Source organism: Poseidonibacter antarcticus, from assembly GCF_003667345.1.
Classification (GTDB): Bacteria; Campylobacterota; Campylobacteria; order Campylobacterales; family Arcobacteraceae; genus Poseidonibacter; species Poseidonibacter antarcticus.
In genome coordinates this window covers 364,080-381,396 of record NZ_RCWF01000002.1, presented here as the reverse complement: position 1 = coordinate 381,396, position 17,317 = coordinate 364,080, and the positions used below count along the sequence as shown (strand labels likewise).

The 17,317-nt window shown below is 25.4% G+C and carries 19 protein-coding genes; 8 read left to right on the top strand and 11 right to left on the bottom strand.

What is annotated here, in order from left to right:
• Positions 1-17: 17 nt before the first annotated feature.
• The gene (locus tag D9T19_RS04590; RefSeq protein ID WP_121627028.1) at positions 18-440 is read left to right on the top strand and encodes a globin domain-containing protein; all 423 of its coding nucleotides are present in this window, start codon (positions 18-20) and stop codon (positions 438-440) included.
• A 29-nt stretch (positions 441-469) separates the two neighbouring features.
• A complete protein-coding gene (locus tag D9T19_RS04585) occupies positions 470-1,090 on the top strand; it encodes a Crp/Fnr family transcriptional regulator (protein ID WP_121627027.1) in 621 nt (206 codons plus the stop codon).
• A 3-nt stretch (positions 1,091-1,093) separates the two neighbouring features.
• Here D9T19_RS04585 and D9T19_RS04580 read toward each other — a convergent pair whose 3' ends face one another.
• Complete coding sequence (locus D9T19_RS04580) at positions 1,094-1,966, bottom strand: EamA family transporter (RefSeq protein WP_121627026.1); 873 nt, start codon at positions 1,964-1,966, stop codon at positions 1,094-1,096.
• 139 nt (positions 1,967-2,105) lie between these two features.
• Between D9T19_RS04580 and D9T19_RS04575 the strand changes: the two genes are divergently transcribed.
• Entirely contained in the window at positions 2,106-2,987 is an 882-nt protein-coding gene (locus D9T19_RS04575; RefSeq protein ID WP_121627025.1) for a helix-turn-helix domain-containing protein, read from the top strand.
• Here the strand turns inward: D9T19_RS04575 and D9T19_RS04570 are convergent.
• From D9T19_RS04570 to D9T19_RS04535, 8 genes are all read right to left on the bottom strand, one after another.
• Positions 2,984-4,744 (bottom strand): sensor domain-containing diguanylate cyclase, encoded by a 1,761-nt coding sequence (locus D9T19_RS04570; RefSeq protein WP_121627024.1) that lies wholly within the window; start codon positions 4,742-4,744, stop codon positions 2,984-2,986. The genes D9T19_RS04575 and D9T19_RS04570 overlap by 4 nt on opposite strands.
• A gap of 73 nt (positions 4,745-4,817) precedes the next feature.
• Entirely contained in the window at positions 4,818-5,387 is a 570-nt protein-coding gene (locus D9T19_RS04565; protein WP_121627023.1) for a TetR/AcrR family transcriptional regulator, read from the bottom strand.
• Between the two features lie 45 nt (positions 5,388-5,432).
• Positions 5,433-6,104: a haloacid dehalogenase type II gene (locus tag D9T19_RS04560; RefSeq protein WP_121627022.1), complete on the bottom strand. Its 672-nt coding sequence runs from the start codon at positions 6,102-6,104 to the stop codon at positions 5,433-5,435.
• A gap of 24 nt (positions 6,105-6,128) precedes the next feature.
• A complete protein-coding gene (locus D9T19_RS04555; protein ID WP_121627021.1) occupies positions 6,129-6,782 on the bottom strand; it encodes a peroxiredoxin-like family protein in 654 nt (217 codons plus the stop codon).
• Positions 6,783-6,917: 135 nt separating this feature from the next.
• Positions 6,918-7,187 carry a hypothetical protein gene (locus D9T19_RS04550; RefSeq protein ID WP_121627020.1) on the bottom strand — a complete coding sequence of 90 codons (270 nt, stop codon included), beginning with the start codon at positions 7,185-7,187 and terminating at the stop codon, positions 6,918-6,920.
• 29 nt (positions 7,188-7,216) lie between these two features.
• Positions 7,217-7,822, bottom strand: coding sequence for a hypothetical protein (locus D9T19_RS04545; RefSeq protein WP_121627019.1), 606 nt, complete (start codon positions 7,820-7,822; stop codon positions 7,217-7,219).
• Positions 7,822-9,111, bottom strand: a complete 1,290-nt coding sequence (locus D9T19_RS04540; protein ID WP_121627018.1) for an APC family permease — start codon at positions 9,109-9,111, stop codon at positions 7,822-7,824. Before D9T19_RS04540 ends, D9T19_RS04545 begins: the two co-directional genes overlap by 1 nt.
• A 21-nt stretch (positions 9,112-9,132) precedes the next feature.
• Positions 9,133-9,384, bottom strand: a complete 252-nt coding sequence (locus D9T19_RS04535) for a CBU_0592 family membrane protein (RefSeq protein WP_121627017.1) — start codon at positions 9,382-9,384, stop codon at positions 9,133-9,135.
• A gap of 93 nt (positions 9,385-9,477) precedes the next feature.
• Here D9T19_RS04535 and D9T19_RS04530 point away from each other — a divergent pair, with 93 nt between their 5' ends.
• Both D9T19_RS04530 and D9T19_RS04525 read left to right on the top strand, forming a co-directional pair.
• Entirely contained in the window at positions 9,478-10,191 is a 714-nt protein-coding gene (locus D9T19_RS04530; protein WP_121627016.1) for a sulfite exporter TauE/SafE family protein, read from the top strand.
• Complete coding sequence (locus tag D9T19_RS04525; protein WP_205588682.1) at positions 10,188-11,381, top strand: MFS transporter; 1,194 nt, start codon at positions 10,188-10,190, stop codon at positions 11,379-11,381. The genes D9T19_RS04530 and D9T19_RS04525 overlap by 4 nt, the downstream gene beginning before the upstream one ends.
• Positions 11,382-11,383: 2 nt before the next feature.
• On the opposite strand, the gene D9T19_RS04520 is transcribed toward D9T19_RS04525, so the two are convergent.
• Positions 11,384-12,298 carry an AEC family transporter gene (locus D9T19_RS04520; protein ID WP_121627015.1) on the bottom strand — a complete coding sequence of 305 codons (915 nt, stop codon included), beginning with the start codon at positions 12,296-12,298 and terminating at the stop codon, positions 11,384-11,386.
• A 74-nt stretch (positions 12,299-12,372) separates the two neighbouring features.
• Positions 12,373-12,501: a hypothetical protein gene (locus D9T19_RS14720; RefSeq protein WP_265936260.1), complete on the bottom strand. Its 129-nt coding sequence runs from the start codon at positions 12,499-12,501 to the stop codon at positions 12,373-12,375.
• A 128-nt stretch (positions 12,502-12,629) separates the two neighbouring features.
• Between D9T19_RS14720 and D9T19_RS04510 the strand changes: the two genes are divergently transcribed.
• From D9T19_RS04510 to D9T19_RS04500, 3 genes are all read left to right on the top strand, one after another.
• Complete coding sequence (locus D9T19_RS04510) at positions 12,630-14,561, top strand: sensor histidine kinase (protein ID WP_121627013.1); 1,932 nt, start codon at positions 12,630-12,632, stop codon at positions 14,559-14,561.
• Between the two features lie 80 nt (positions 14,562-14,641).
• Positions 14,642-16,084 (top strand): alanine/glycine:cation symporter family protein, encoded by a 1,443-nt coding sequence (locus tag D9T19_RS04505; protein ID WP_121627012.1) that lies wholly within the window; start codon positions 14,642-14,644, stop codon positions 16,082-16,084.
• A 108-nt stretch (positions 16,085-16,192) separates the two neighbouring features.
• Positions 16,193-17,314 carry a sensor histidine kinase gene (locus D9T19_RS04500; protein WP_121627011.1) on the top strand — a complete coding sequence of 374 codons (1,122 nt, stop codon included), beginning with the start codon at positions 16,193-16,195 and terminating at the stop codon, positions 17,312-17,314.
• The last annotated feature ends 3 nt before the right edge of the window (positions 17,315-17,317 follow it).

Genomic DNA, 17,317 nt, shown 5'->3' with positions numbered 1-17,317 from the left:
AATTTAAAGGACAAATAATGACAGAAAATACAAAAAATATTATAAAAGCTACTGCACCTGTGTTAAAAGAAAGAAAAGATGAAATTACAGAAACAATGTATAAAATTTTATTTGAAAAATATCCAGAAACAAAAGTTTTATTTAAAGATGCTACTGATGACCAACCAAAAAAATTAGCAAATGCAATTTATGCATACGCAAGTAATATTGATCAATTACAAAATCTTCAAAAAGGTTTAGAAACAATGGTTGCTACTCATGTTAAAACAAATATTCAAGCAAAACACTATCCTATGGTTCAAGATGCATTATTAACTTCTATCAAACAAACACTTGGCGATGCGTGCACAAGTGAAGTTGAAGAAGCTTGGAGTACTGCTTATGAATTTTTAGCAAATATATTAATAGCAAAAGAAAAAGAAGCATATTTAAAAGCATAATTTTATATAAAAACTTATATGATTCGACTATGTTTAAAAAATTAAAAAATAATTGGTTATTCTCATCTTTGAGTAAAGAACAATTTGATAAGTTTATTAGTCTTGCTTCTATTGAAAACCACAAAAAAGATAGTGTGGTTTTCTTAGCGGGGGAAAATAGTGAATATTTATATCTAATTCTTCAAGGAGAAGTAAATATTCACAAGCATGATGACAATGCAAATAGTATTACCATTGGAATTTTTAAAGAAAATGATTTCGTTGGTGAGGCTGCTTCTTTACTTCATATACCTTTCCCTTCTACTGCTAGTTTTATAAGTGATGGAAAAATTATGAAGATAAAAACAATAGATTTTGAAGAAAACTTTATGAGTGATATTACTATTTCAAATTTTATAGTAATTTCTTTATTAAAAAAGATACAATTATTACAACAAAATATTCATCTAAATATTCACCTTACAGCAAAAGATAAAATAATAAATTTTTATTTGAAGAATATTAACCTACAAAAAAATATAAAACAATATGAAATTGCAAATATTCTTTCTATGGCTCCTGAAACTTTTTCTAGAAACTTAAAACTTTTAGTAAAAGAAAAAAAGCTAAAAAAATTACAAAATAATAATTATGAAGTAATTTCTTCATAATTATTAAACTTTTGCTATAAACATTCTATTCCCAAAAGTATTAATCACTAATCCCAAAAGAATTATCAAAGAAGCTATTATTTTGTATATTCCTATTTCCTCATTAAATAAAACAAAAGAACCTAAAAGTCCAAAAATTGGAATAAGTAAACTCAAAGGTGAAACCACTGATACAGGATATTTAGTCAACAATGAATTCCACACCCAATAACCAAGTATAGTAGTTGGATAGACTTGAAAAACTATAGAAATCATTGCATTAGTATCAATATTATCAAAGAAATTAATAAACACAATATCTCCTTGCATAAAATATGCTAAAAGAAATAGTGGAATAGGTGGAAATAGTGTTGACCAAATTAGAAAAGAAAAAACATCTTTTGTATTTGCTTTTTTAATTATAATGTTTAATATTGCCCAAGAAACTGCTGATAATATTACAAACATCATTCCTAAAATAGTTACTGTTCCATCTGTTACTAAAAAAACAAGTAGTATCCCACTTAATGCTAAAACAAAACCAATTTTATTATAAATATCTATTTTCTCTTTCAAAATTATATAAGATAAAATCACAGTAAAAAATACACCTAATTGTAAAACAATTGATGCAACACCTGCTGATATTCCAAAATGCATTCCAACATAGAGTATTCCCCATAATCCAACACCAAAAAATAATCCATATGAAACTATATAGATAAACTTTACATCAGGTTTTTTTATAAAAAATACAAGAGGTATTGCACAAAGAAAGAATCTTAAACCTGCAAGCATAAAAGGATCAAGCGAAGTTAAACCTAATTTTATAAAAGAAAAGTTTACTCCCCACATAAATGTAATCAAAATTGCTATTATAAAATCTCTATTTGTCATGTGTTTTCCTTTTTTTTGATAATAATATCAAGTAGAGAAAGTTTTTACCTTACAAAAAATGCTTAATTTAATATCATTTTGTGCTATTTAAAAACACAATTAGTGCTATAATAACTAAAACTACTAATAAAGCATAAGAATGAAAAGAAAAGACACATCTTTAAATCATAGTAAAATTGCAAATGAAATGATGAATTATATAAATACATATATTGATACAGATATAAATATCACACAAATGGCAGAAGAATTTAACATCAGTAAGTTTCATTTTCAACGTATATTCAAAGAACAAATGGGTGAGAATATATATGAATGTATTAAATCAATCAGATTACAAAAAGCATCAAATTTATTAATAACAAATCAATCTTCAACAATTAGCAAAATTGCCTCTTTATGTGGATATAGCTCTCAAACTTCATTTTTACGGGCTTTTAAGCAGCGTTTCGAACAAACACCTAAACAATGGAGACAGGGTGGTTATAAAGAATACTCAAACAATATTTTAAATATCTATTCAAGTGTTTCATTAATTGATAAATATTATATTAATATTGAACCTCAAATTGTCAAAATTGAAAAAAGAATTGCATATTATATTAGAGAAAAAGGTCATGGAAATGATTCACGAAAAAATTGGCAAAAATTAAAAGCTTGGGTTTATACAAATGATATTCAAAACTACTTTCAACTCGGAATTTACCATGATAATCCAATTATTACAAAGCCACAAGATTGTCATTATGTATCGGCTATTGTTGTAAAAGTTGAGGATGTGTTACCAAATACAAATTTGCCATATTTTAATCTATATGCTGGTTTATGTGCAAAGTTCCCATTTAATGGAAAATATGAAGATATTTTAAAACTAATACAATGGGTATATCACTTTTGGTTACCAAATAGTGGATATGAAGCTACAACTATACCATCATATATTAGATTTGAAAAGAATGATTTTTTTGATGATAGTGGAGAGTTTGTAGCTGATTTTTATATACCAATTGCATTTTCTTAAATAGTTTCATTTTCATTAAAAATAACTACTTTATTTCGACCAGTATCCTTTGCTTTATATAGTGCAATATCTGCTCTTTTTAATATACTATGAACATCTTTATCAATATTTTCATCAAATACTGCAATTCCAATACTAACTGTAAAATTAATCAAAATATTTTCTTTTATTTTAATTTGAAGATTTTCAACTGCTTTTCTAATTTTTTCTGAAGTCTTATATGCACCATTTATTGATGTATTTGGGAAAACAATTGCAAATTCTTCTCCTCCTATTCTTGTAATAACATCACTCTGTCTTAAAAGGCACAATAAATTATCTGCAAGTTTCTTTAAAACTTCATCTCCTATATCATGACCATAATTATCATTAATATTTTTAAATTTATCTATATCTAACATAATTAGACAAAGAGACTCTTTTGCTCTAATAGTTAAAGACATTAATTCATCTATAACACTTTCAAAATAACGTCTATTATAAAGGTTAGTTAGAGGATCTCTTAAAGTCATTTCTTTTAACTTATTTTTTGAATCTTCAAGTTCTTTTGTTCTATCTTTTACTTTCAATTCTAATGTATTATTTATTTCAGTTAAATGATTTTTATACTTCTTAATTATATTTCCAACTCTTCTTGAAATAAAAATCATAACCAAGAGACTAAAACTTGTAATAAAAAATGAATAGATAACTACTTTGTATATAGTATTATCTAAATTCTTCTTCATTAGTTTTTGTTTATTTTTGATATTTTCAAATATAATACTATTATACATACCTGTACCAATAACCCAATTAGTTCTTTCAAATAATTTAACATAAGAAATTTTATTAGAAGACTCTTTTGTATTTGGATTAATTGTTGCTGAGTATTTTATGTAACTTCCTTTAGTTGTAAAAGCTTTTTTAATAATCTCTTGTATTAATAATCTACCACTAGAGGAAATATCCCATCTGTTTTTGCCAATCAAATCTTTTTTAATATGGGAAATAGTATTTCCTAATTCATCATAAGCAAAAATATAATTATTTTTATCGTATCTAATTATATTTAATAATTCTTGTAAATTATTTTTTACACTTAATTCGATATCTTCTTTATATTTTGCACTACCTATAAAGAGATTTAAAGGAACAAATTTTTTTAAATAACCGATTTTTTCTTTTACTTCTGTTTTCTTCTCTTTATTTATATTTGGTTTATACCATTTCCAAGATGTGAATCCAGCGCTGTTCTTTTCTAAAAATATAAGTAGTTTTTTTATTGCAATTTTTGTACTCTCATCTTTAAAGGTACTAAAATTCGTACCTTCAAGGTATGGTAAATGGGGATGTAAAATAGAAGTGCCGTTATTTGAATAGATAAAATAATATCCAGAAGCATTATTATAAAATCTTTGATTTCTTAATTGTTTGTTTATTTTTAATATTATGTTATTTTTATCATCATTTTTATTTTCACGATATGTATTTTCAATTATATTATAAGCTATATCAACAGTATTTTTAATTTCTTCTTTTTCAGCTTGTATTTTTTGATTATAATCTTTTTCTAAAAAATTTATAATATTTTCTATTCGATTTTTAACGATTTTCATAACTTTTAATTCTTCATCAATCATTAATTGTTGAATTTCTTTTTCATATTGAGATTTAATTTCAGAAATAAAAAGATTTGTAAGAATAATAGATGTTAAAAGAATACCAATAAGAGGTGCAATTACAATAATCTTTTTTATATTTTTCTCAGTTATCATAAAAAACCTTTCTTAAGAACATATATATAAGTATGCCTTATTTTTGATAAAAGAATTAAAAAATAGTATTTACTTATCTTAGAGAATTTATATAATTTATAAGTTGTATCATACAGTCTTCAAAATCTTGCTTGTCATTTGATTTTTTTGAAAGTAGAATCGCTCCTTCTATTGAAGCAATTAAAAAAGTTGCACATTGTAGTGTGTTTATATCTTTATTGATTTGATTTTTCTCTTTTGATTTTTCTAAAATAGAGACAAAAATATCTTTCCATTTTTTTAAAATAGAAGTTAATATATTTTTAAAATCTTCATCTTCACCCAATTGTTCTTGAAGAAGATTTCCTAAAGGACATCCCTCATTTAGATTGAAGCCTTTTGTATCTTGTAATATTGAGATTAAAATATCAATAAGATTTCCATCTTCATTGATTATTGGTTCCCATTTGTTTTTTGTTCTTTGTTCTAGTTTTTCATTAATCATGGCTAAAACCATATTTTTTTTTGATGGGAAATAGTGATACATGGCACCTTTTTTAACTTCAGCTCGATTTAAAATATTTGCTAATGAAGCAGCAGAATATCCTGATGTAAATACTTCTTGGAATGTTGCTTCTATTAATTTTTCTCTTACTGTACTCATGTATCCCTCTTATAATTTTTTGTATTATAGCTAATATAAATTTATTTAATCATTTAATTTTTCTGCTAAGTCAAGTAAAGAATTAGTCGTAAAGGTAGGTTGAATTTCCCATGGATCAAATATCGCTTTAGGAGATCTTTGTATCCAAGCAGAATTCATTCCTGCTGATATCGAACCAGTTACATCAAAAGGATTACTTGAAATTAGCCAAGCTTCATGACTTTTAGCTTCTGCTTGTCTTAAAAAGTAAGCATATGCTCCAGGTGAGGGCTTAAATGTTTTTATATCATCAACGCTTACTACATCTAGAAATAAATCTCTTATTCCTGCATGAACTAATAATTTTTCAACTGCTTCTTTTTTACCATTTGAAAAGGCAAAGATTCTAAAACCTTTTTCTTTTAATCTTTTTAGTGCAATTTTTACATCAGAAAAACTAGGTAGAACAGCATATATTGCCATTAGTTCTTTTTTTTGTTCATCACTTAAATCTACATCGTGGAATTTACAAGTATACTCTAAAGCTTGAGATGTACATACTTCAAAGCCTACATAATTTTGCATATGTCCTCTTCTAAAAGAGTACTCAAGTTGTTTATCTCTCCAAGTTTGAGAAAAAATGTTTGCTTTATTTGGAATGAACTTTTCAAGTAAAACTTGTACGCCATTTGTATCTATTAATGTTCCATATACATCAAAAGCTAAAGTAGTATTCATTATAAACTCCTGTATTTTATTTAATTATTTTGCTGCTTTTATTGCATCAACTACATCTTGTGGTTCACATCTTTTTGTATAATCTTCATCAACGAATGAAAATATAACTTCTTTGTTTTTATTTATTACATAAGTTGCAGGCATTGGGATTTCATAAGAATCTTCACCATTACTAGAAGGAATATCAATACCAAAACTTAAGTAAATAGGTCTTAATTCTTCATCTAATGAAAATACTAATCCATACTCTTTTGCAATGATATTTTCATTATCACTTAATACTTCATATTCTAATTCATTTTTTTCTTTTGTAGTTAAACTAGCATCTGGTGATTGTGGAGAAACTGCTAATAGTTTTGCACCTAAGCTAATAAATTCATCATTTTTTTCTTGTAAAGCTTTTAACTCAAAGTTACAATATGAACACCAAACACCTCTATAAAAACTTACAACTGCAAAGTCATTTTCTTCTAATGTTTCATATAAAGAGACTTCTTTTCCTACTGCATTTGGCAATTTCATATCAGGAGCAATATCTCCAACTTTTAGAGCATTTTTACTAATTGATTGATCCGCTAATTTTTTTGTAGCATTTAACATAATATCTTGTATTTCTTGTGGTGCTTTTGTTTTAAAAGCTTCTTGGTATTTACTTATTTCATCTATTAATCTTGACATTTTATTTCCTTAAAATTTGTTTGAATATTTAAAACCAACTGGTTGGTCTGTTGAAATAGTAACAAGAATCGAAACTTTTGTCAAGGCTTTTTTTGATTCTTGTATTTTTTTAGGGTAGTTTTACTGTTTTTTGGTTTATTTAGTAGTGTTTATATCAGTTTTTTTTTCTGTTGTTTTCTTCTGTTCTTTTATAAGTTCATTTGGTTTCATCGGTATTAAAGGCTTTTTTATTCCAATACTACCAAGAGAGTTAATTCCAGTATTTGAGAATTTACTTTTATTTGTTAAAAGACTATTACTTTTCCCTCCATGCATATCTATTTTCCCAGAATTCTCTCCAGTATATGAATAATTTGCAAAAAGTGATGTAGCTAAAACTGTTGCAATTAGTAAAATTTGTTTCATTTTAATCCTTTTGTTTTAATTGTTATGTGTTAATTATTTATAAGCATTCTCATATAAAATTCATTATTTTCATTTTTTTCTGTTTTTATTGATGTTGAAACAGAGTTCATACCATATCCTAGATTTCCAGATATAGTTGAAAGAACATGCCAATGTTCTAAAGAAAAATCTATATCGATTTCTTTAATATTATTTTCTTTGATTATCTTTTTTATAGTTTTTATAAGATGAATATAATAAAGCTTATTTATCTCTCTTTGAATCATATAATCTTTCATTATATTGATATTATTTATCCAGACTTTTTTTTCTTCATCATTAAGTATTTTATTATTTTTAATCTCTTCTATTTCATCTTCTATATGAAGTTCATATCTTTGTTCTTCTAATTTTATATGCTCTTCTAAATGTAGTTCATGTTTTTTAATTATTTGAGTAATATCTTCATCACTTAAATTATCATGATTTGTTATCATCACTTGAAAATTCTCATTATCTTTATATGTTTTATCAATTGATAATAAGATTTGAGCAGCAGTTTTTAAATAGATATATTTATCTTCTTTTCCATCTTTAAAAAAAACACCATTTTGTGTAATGTCTAGTTTTGGTCCCACATATTTTATTTTTTGCATTATTTCCCACTTTGTTTGCTAATTATACGTTTTGTTAATAATCTTAATGAAATCTCTAATATAAATGATAAAGCAAATCCTCCTGCAATAAAATACCCAACATTTGGAATATGTTTAGAAGTATAATTTAAAGCTAAAATTATTGCGATACTAATAGTAATTATAGCAAAACAAACAAGAATCTTAGAAGCATGTGTTCTTTTGATTTTTAAAAGATGCCCAATATGAACTAAAAGATGAATAAAAAGAATAGAAATAGAACCTACTGCTGCAATTTCACTTAATTTAAAAAATAGAATAAATACTATCAATATTGCTATACTTATTACAAGTCCTTCGCTACTATGCCAAATATTTCTTCTATAAACTTCTGGAAGTTCTCCATTTATTGCCATTTGATAAGTAAAGTTTGTAACAGCATAAAGATTTGCATTTATAGATGATGCAGTTGAAATAAGTGCTGCTATTGCCATAATAGTAAAGCCAATTTCTCCCAAAGATGGTTTTGCAGCTTGTGCTAAAGCATAATCTTGTGCTTTTATTATCTCAGGAAGTGACAAGTTTCCAAAAACAGCAAATGTTACTACGATATAAAGCAACATAACTAAAGATATAGAAATAACCATTGCTTTTAGCATATTTTTTTGAGGGTTTTCTAAATCTTCAGCAGTATTAGTAATAACTCTAAAACCTTCATAAGCAAAAAATGTTAAGGCAATAGAAGAAAAAATATTTAAAATTGGTATTGATTTATCAACTACAAGTAATTGAGGTTGGATATTGAAAAAAACAATTACAGTAAATATTATGATAATTGTAAGTTTTATAAGTACAATTATATTCTCACTTTTAGCAATTATTGAGCTTCCTGCAAGATTAATAAACATAAAAAACAATAAAATTCCAATAGCAAAAATATTCCCCCAAGGACTTAAATCAAAACCAATAAGTACAGCTAAGTATGTTCCAAAAGTTTTTGCAACCATTGCAACAGCAACCATAGCCGAGAGGTAAAAAAGTACAGAAATTGAGCCTGAAAATACACCTTCACCATAACACTGAACTAAATACTCAACAATTCCACCACGACTTGGATATGATGAAGAAAGTTTAGCCAATGAATAGCCACTTAAAAGTGCGATTATTCCACCTATTATAAATGACACCCAAACAAGATTTCCAGCAATTGCACCAGCTTCTCCAAGAAGAACAAAAATACCAGCTCCTACCATAGAACCAATACCTAAAAATACTGCACTCCATAGTCCAAAAGATTTTTTTCTTTGCATTATAATAATCCTTTATAAAAATTATGTATTTATTTTCTTCTCTTTTATATTTTTACTAATTCCATATATTGTAATTATTATCCAAAATATTTCAATAACAAATGAACCAAAATTAAAATGTACACAAAGTGAAATTAAAAGCAAAATTGCACCTACTAAGTTTAATAATTGATATTGTATTGATTTAATTGTATATTTATTTATTTGTAAAAATAAATATGCAATAACTACAAATGCCATTCCTACAAAGCCGATCCAGTGGTAAATATCCATATTCTTCCTTTTTTGTTAAACGGAAGTATATATTTATTTTGATAAATAAGCCATTATTTGGTATTTTACAATATATTAAAATTAGGGACTTTTATGAACGAGTTATTTTTAGGTTTACTTACCTTTTTTACTTCAACAATTGCAGGAGTTGTTGGAATTGGTGGAGGAATGATGTTAATTGCAATTCTTCCAGCTTTTTTACCTCTAAATGCACTTATACCTGTGCATGGACTAACACAAATGTCAAGCAACTTCTCACGTGCAGTTTTTGGATATAAAGATGTTCAATATGAAACTATACCAAAGTTTTTAATAGGTTCTATTTTTGGAATTGCACTTTTTGCATCAATTTTATCTATGATTTCTTTGGAATATGTGCCTTTATTTATTGGATTTTATATTTTATTATCATTATGGTCTGCAAAATTCAATGATAAGATTAAAAAATATGAAAACTACTATTTAGTTGGTTTCTTACAAACAGGTTTATCAATTGTTGTAGGAGCTACGGGTCCACTTACTATGACTTTACTTTTAAAAGATTATAAAGATAAAGACAAAGTAGTTGCAACTGGTGCTGCTTTAATGAGTATTACTCATATTTTAAAAGTATTTGTTTTTATGTATTTTGGTTTTGTATTTTTTGATTATATTGGAATTATTGTTGCTATGATTATTGGAGCAGTTGCTGGATCTTATACTGGAACAAAACTAAGAGATAAAATAGATGGTAAAAAGTTTTTAATGCTTTTAAAAGTGTTACTTTCAGCACTTGCTATTAAAGTAATTATTGGCGTATTTCTTTGAAAAAAACTTTTTTTACTAGAATAACTACATCAAAAGAATCACTACTTTATGTGATGTCTATTTCAATGGTGATTTCATTTTCAGCTTGGATGAGTTTACTAAATAACTTTACTATTGAAGTAGCTTCATTTACTGGAAGTCAAATAGGAATATTACAAAGTCTAAGAGAAATACCTGGATTTTTAGCTTTTACAGTTATTTTAGTTTTAGCTCTTATTGCTCAACAACGATTGGTTTATATTTCTATGTTATTACTAGGACTTGGTACAGCTTTAACAGGATTTTTCCCTACGGCTTTTGGCTTATATATGACAACTATTATTATGTCTTTGGGTTTTCATTATTTAGAAACATTAAATCAATCTTTGAGTTTACAATGGTTAGAGAAGAAAAAAGCTCCTATAATTTTAGGAAAAATATCAGCTATTAAATCATTTACAGGGCTTAGTGTATTTATTTTGATATATATTCTAATGAATTATTTAGCAGTAGAATATAAATATGTATATTTAATCTTTGGTGGAATTAGTGCATTTTTAGCCATTGTTTCGTGGTTTGCTTTTACTCATTTTAAAGAAGCAGTTATTCAAGATAGAAAAATAAGATTGAAAAAAGAGTATTGGTTATTTTATGTTTTAACTTTTTTTGCAGGTGCAAGAAGACAAATCTTTGTTGTATTTGCAGGATTCTTACTTGTAGAAAAGTTTGGTGTTGATATTCATAATATGATTATCTTGCTTTTTATAAACTCAATTTTAAATATGTATTTAGCTCCTAAAATCGGTAAATTTATTTCAGTTTTTGGTGAAAGAGTTAGCTTAAGATATGAATATATTGGTTTAGTTATTGTTTTTATATCTTATGCTTTTGTCCAAAATCTATATATTGCATTTGCTCTTTATATTGTCGATCATCTTTTATTTGCAATGGCAATTGCTCTTAAAACATATTTCCAAAAAATAGCAGATCCAAAAGATATTGCAAGTGCTAGTGCAGTTTCATTTACAATAAATCATATAGCAGCAGTATTTTTACCTGTATTATTAGGTTTAGTTTGGATGTATTCTAACTCGCTTGTATTTATAATTGGTGGATTAATTGCAATTATTTCTATAGTTTTATCTTTTTTAATTCCACGAAATCCTGTAAGAGGATATGAAACTACTTTAATTAAAAAACTTAGCGAATAAACTTACATAAAATAGTGTAAAACAACTATTATAAACAGTGAAGACATAAGTGTTTGCACTGTTATAATAGAAGACATTAATCCAATATTTCCACCTAATTGACGAGCTAAAATAAAAGCACTAGGAGCTGTTGGCATAACTGCAAAAATAAGTAAAACTATAATCGTTTGAGAATCCAAATCAAAATATTTAGCAACTGCATACATAACAATAGGCATTAATAAAAACTTTGCAAATGAAGATATAACTATATCTTTTTTAGAAGATTTAATCTCTCTTAAAACTAATCCAAAACCAATTGATAAAAGTCCCAAAGGAAGTGCTGCTTGTCCTAGTATTTGAATAGTATTTTGAATAATTATAGGAAATTCAAATCCTATAAAATTAATACTTCCTCCAATAACACATCCAATAATTAAAGGGTTTTTAACTATTGATTTAAGAAGATAAATAAAAGTTAATTTATTTTCACTAATATACAAGGCAAAAACACTAATACATAAAATATTTATAAAAGGTATTACAAAAGTAAGTAAAATAGCAGCTAAAACAATACCATTATCACCTAAAACAGCATCTGCAAGAGCTAAAAAAACATAAGTATTAAATCTTATTCCACCTTGAACAATTGAAGTAAAAGAAGATTCTTCAGAGTTAAAAAGATTATTAAACACAACTAATATAAGTAAAACAATAAATATTGCAATCAAAGCAGTTAATATATAATCAATACTATTTAATGAATCCAATGATGCAGTTGATAACTTATATATTAATAATGAAGGCATTAAAATATAATATGTTAGTTTATCGGCATTTGGCCAAAACTCATAAGATGGAAATTTTATTCTTTTAAAGAAATAACCAATCATTATTAAAGAAAAAATAGGAATAAGTGCTGTAAATATATGGATCATTTGAATACTTTGTAATTTTTTTGGATTTTAAAATTTTTGGAAATTTTGTTATTGATTAAAAAGATAATAGGATATTAAAAATATCCTATTATCTTATGATGTTTATATACAAAAGTTTTTACTATTTGGAAAAAATCTATAAATATAGAGTTTATTTCTTCTATCATATTTTTTTGTATATTTGAATTTGATAAAGTAGCCATAATAAGTCCTTTTCTTTTTTTGACAATTATAATTAATTTTATCCAAAATGTAAAGTAATTTCTAAAAATCATATATATTTCATCTCTTTATGATAAACTTTATAAAATAAAGGAGTTTTTCTAATTAAATGATAAATTATAATATTGATTTAAGAAATGAGAATAAATTACTTTTTATTATTAGGTATGCTCTTCCTATATTTATTTTAATAATCTCAATATTTGCTACAATATTTTTATATACTCAAAATAAGTCAGATTTTGAGAAAATTAAAAATGATATTGAAGAAAAATTTATCTATAATAAAAAATTAATTATTAAAGAACAAGTTGAAAATATTTACTCCCAAATTGTTACAAAACAAACAACTACAGAAAAAAATTTAAAAAAATTTCTTTCAGAAAAAGTCTATGAAGCTCATTCAATAACATTAAGTATCTATAATGAATACAAAGATATATATACAAAAGATGAAATAACAAATATTCTAAGAACAGTACTTAAAGGATTTCGATTTAATGATAGTAGAGGTTATTTCTTTATTTCAGATAAACAAGGTGTTAATATTATTCATACTTTAATTCCTAGTTCTGAAGGGATAAATTTTTTAAATTATAAGAATAGTAAGGGCGAGTATTCTATTAAAAAAGCATTAAAATTATTAGAAAATAATGATGAAGTGTATGATACTTGGTATTGGCAAAAATATAAAAATAGTCCTAAAGAATATAAAAAAATAGGTTTAAGAAAAAATATTTATGAACTTGGGTGGTATATTGGCACAGGAGAGTATGTAGATGATTTTACAGCAACGGTTAAAAAGAATATTTTAGAAGAACTTAATATAAGAAAATTTAAAAATATAAATAAATATTTTATAATAGTTGATGAGAACAATAAATATATCAAACATAAAAACAGTAATTTTATAGGAAAGAGTGTATTTGAAATTATTAAGAAATATAATGCAAATATAAATATAAAAGATATAAGAACTATTTCAAAAAATGGAGGTTATATAAATATAAAGTTTCCTAAAATAAATACATCAATACCAAAAGAAAAGATAATTTATACAAAATTAATACCCAAATGGGATTGGATAATTTCTACAGGTTTTTATATGAATGATATTCAAGTTTTAATTGATAATGAAAAAGAAAAATTAAGTATAAAATATGATAATGATTTAAAAATCTTATATTTAATTTCTTTTATTGTTACGGTATCTTTATTATTAATATCTTTTTTAATTTCTAAACTCATTGAAAAAAGATTTAATGAATATAAAATAAGTATAGATCAACATATTAAAAAAAATGAGAAACAATATGAGTTGCTTTCTCAAAAGTCAAAATTAGCAGCAATGGGTGAAATGATTGGAAATATTGCGCATCAATGGAGACAACCACTATCTATAATAACTACTGCTTCATCTGGGGTAAAAATACAAAAAGAAATGAACTGCCTTACAGATAAAACTCTTTTTGATTCTATGGATACTATTAGTACCACTGCAGAACATTTATCTAATACAATTGATGATTTTAAAGATTTTTTTAAACCTGACAAGGAAAAAACAATATTTATGCTTGATAAACCAATTGAAAAAACATTTAAACTTTTAGCTGCCCAATTAAATACTAATGATGTTATTTTTATAAAAGATATTGAAACTTTAAAAGTTGAAGGATATGAAAGAGAATTAATTCAAGTTTTATTAAATATTATAAATAATTCACTTGATGCTTTTTGTGAGGATAGCACGTATAAATATGTATTTATAAATGTTTATAGAGAAAATGGAAATGTTATTATTAAAATAAAAGATAATGCAGGAGGGATTAAAGATGATTTAATAAAAAGAATCTTTGAACCTTATTTTACAACTAAACATAAATCACAAGGTACTGGACTTGGACTTTATATTTCACAAGAGATAATTTCAAGACATATGAATGGAATAATTGAAGTACAAAATAATAAATTCACTTATAAAAATAAACAATATACAGGTGCTTTATTCAAGATTATTTTGCCACTTCCAGAAAAAAATTGAATTAAAAATTATATTTTTTTATAAAACACACTTTTAATACTCTTTTGAATGCTAAAATTTTTCTAAATAAAAGGAGAAAAATGTTAGCTGAAATAAATACATTTCTAAATAATCTTATTTGGGGAAATATTTTAATATATTTACTTCCTGCATTAGGAATATTTTTTACAATAACTTCAAGGTTTGTTCAATTTAGATATTTTTTTAAAATGTTTAATATTTTAAGAGATACTTCTCATGAAAAAGAGGGTCATATTAGTTCTTTCCAAGCATTGATGTTAAGCGTTGCTGGAAGAGTTGGTGGTGGAAATATCGCAGGTGTTGCTGTTGCTATTACTCTTGGTGGTCCAGGTGCTGTTTTTTGGATGTGGATTATTGGTTTAATTGGTATGAGTACAAGTTTCTTTGAGTGTTCTTTAGCCCAATTATATAAAGAAAAAGATGGTCTAGACTCAGGTGTATATAGAGGAGGACCTGCTTATTATGTTACTAAAGCTTTAGGACAAAGATGGTTAGGGATTGTTATTTCTATTCTTTTAATGATTACTTTTGGTTTCGCATTTAATGCAACTCAATCTTTTATTATTTCTACTTCATTTGAATCATCATTTGATATTCCTGTATGGATTACAGGTTTAGTAATCACAGTAATATTTGGATTTGCTATTTTCGGTGGAATTAAACGAATTTCTAAGTTCTCTGAAGTTATTGTACCTGTTATGGCTGTTGGTTATTTATTAATTGCAATTGTTGTTATTGCTTTAAATATAGAAAAAATTCCTGATTTAATTACAATGATTGTAACAGAAGCATTTAATCCAAGCTCTGCTATTGGTGGTGGTATTGGTGCTGTTATTTTACAAGGTGCAAAAAGAGGTATGTTCTCAAATGAAGCAGGATTAGGTTCAGCACCAAACGTTGCAGCTGTTGCTTATGTAGCTCATCCTGTTCAACAAGGTATTGTTCAATCTTTTTCAGTATTTATTGATACTATTATTTTATGTTCTTGTACAGCTTTTATCATTCTTTTATCAGGTGTTTATACTCCAGGTGTACAAGGTGTTGAGGGTGTATTATTAACTCAAAATGCATTAGTTGCACAAGTTGGACCTTATGGTGGATATTTTGTAACAATTGCATTATTCTTATTTGGTTTTTCTTCAATGTTATACAACTATTATCTTGCAGAAAATAGTCTTAACTTTGTAAGTAAGGGAAATAAAACTTTCTTTACAGCTTTTAAAATCTTATGTATTGCCTTAATTGTTTGGGGATCATTTCAAGATTTAGCATCAATTTTCTCATTTGCTGATTTAACAATGGGATTATTAGCTGTTATTAACTTAGTTGTAATTGCAATTTTATATAAACCTGTATTACGATTAATCAAAGGTTATGATAGACAATTAAAAGAGGGTAAAAAACCTGTTTTAAGATATAAAGATTATACAGAATTCAAAATTGATAAAGATACATGGAAAGAAATTGTAAATAATATCAATGATAAAAAAGCCAAAGTTTAATACCTAAGATAAAATTATTATGAAAACTAGCTATAAAAGTTTATTATCAGCTAGTTTTCAAGTAAAATAGGAGAATATATCTTTCCCAAATTTAATATAGGTCTAAATATGTTTAATAAAGAAGGAATACCTTTTTTTACTATAATGATTCCTTTTTTAAGTATAATTTTTGTTACTTTTTTTGCAACTTCATATTATTTAAAATTATCTAACGAAAATTTTGAAGTTGATTTAAAAGAGTATAAAATAAATTATGTTTTAAAAAGAAATGATATCTCACTTAATAAAATAATAGAAGAAAAAAAGAAAGAACATATCTTACGACAAAATAAATATAAAGATTTTATGATAGTCTTGACTAGTTCAATCATAATATTTATAGCACTTTTCTCATATTTAATGACTTCAATTATTAACGATGTAATTAAAAAATACAAACTACAAGTAAAAAATGAAGAAATAAAACTACAAACACTAAATAAAACCCTAGCTTCTAAAGTAGAAATAGGAATAAAAGAAGCAAAGAAAAAAGATAAAGCAATATTAGAACAATCAAAACTAGCTAGAATGGGTGTTATGATTTCAATGATTGCACACCAATGGCGACAACCATTAACCGAGCTTTCAGGTATTTTAATGGAGTTAGAAACTGCAACAAGATTCAAAAAAGTAAATGATGAACATATATTAAATTCAATAGAAAAAAGTGATAAAACAATCGAATTTATGTCAAATACTATTGATGATTTTAGAAATTTTTATAAACCTGATAAGAAGAAAGAAAATTTTAATATTTTACAGTCTTGCCAAAAAGCAGTAAACCTAATCAACGCATCATTAGCTGATAGTTTAGTCGAACTTAGTATAAATGTAAAAAAAGATAAAAATATTTATGGATACCCAAGAGAATTTTCACAAGTAATACTAAATCTAATTTCAAATGCAAAAGATATATTAGAAGAAAAAAGTATTAAAAACCCAAAAATAGAACTATCAATTTCCTCAAAAGGAATGCTAAGCATCATCAAAGTAAAAGATAATGCAGGTGGAATAAAAGAAGAAAACCTAGATTTAATCTTTGATCCATACTTTAGTACAAAAGACTCAACAAAAGGCACAGGTCTTGGGCTTTATATCTCAAAACTAATAATTGAGCGAAATATGGGCGGAGAATTAAGCGTTTATAATGATAAAGACGGTGCAGTATTTCAAATTGTGATATTAGGATGACAT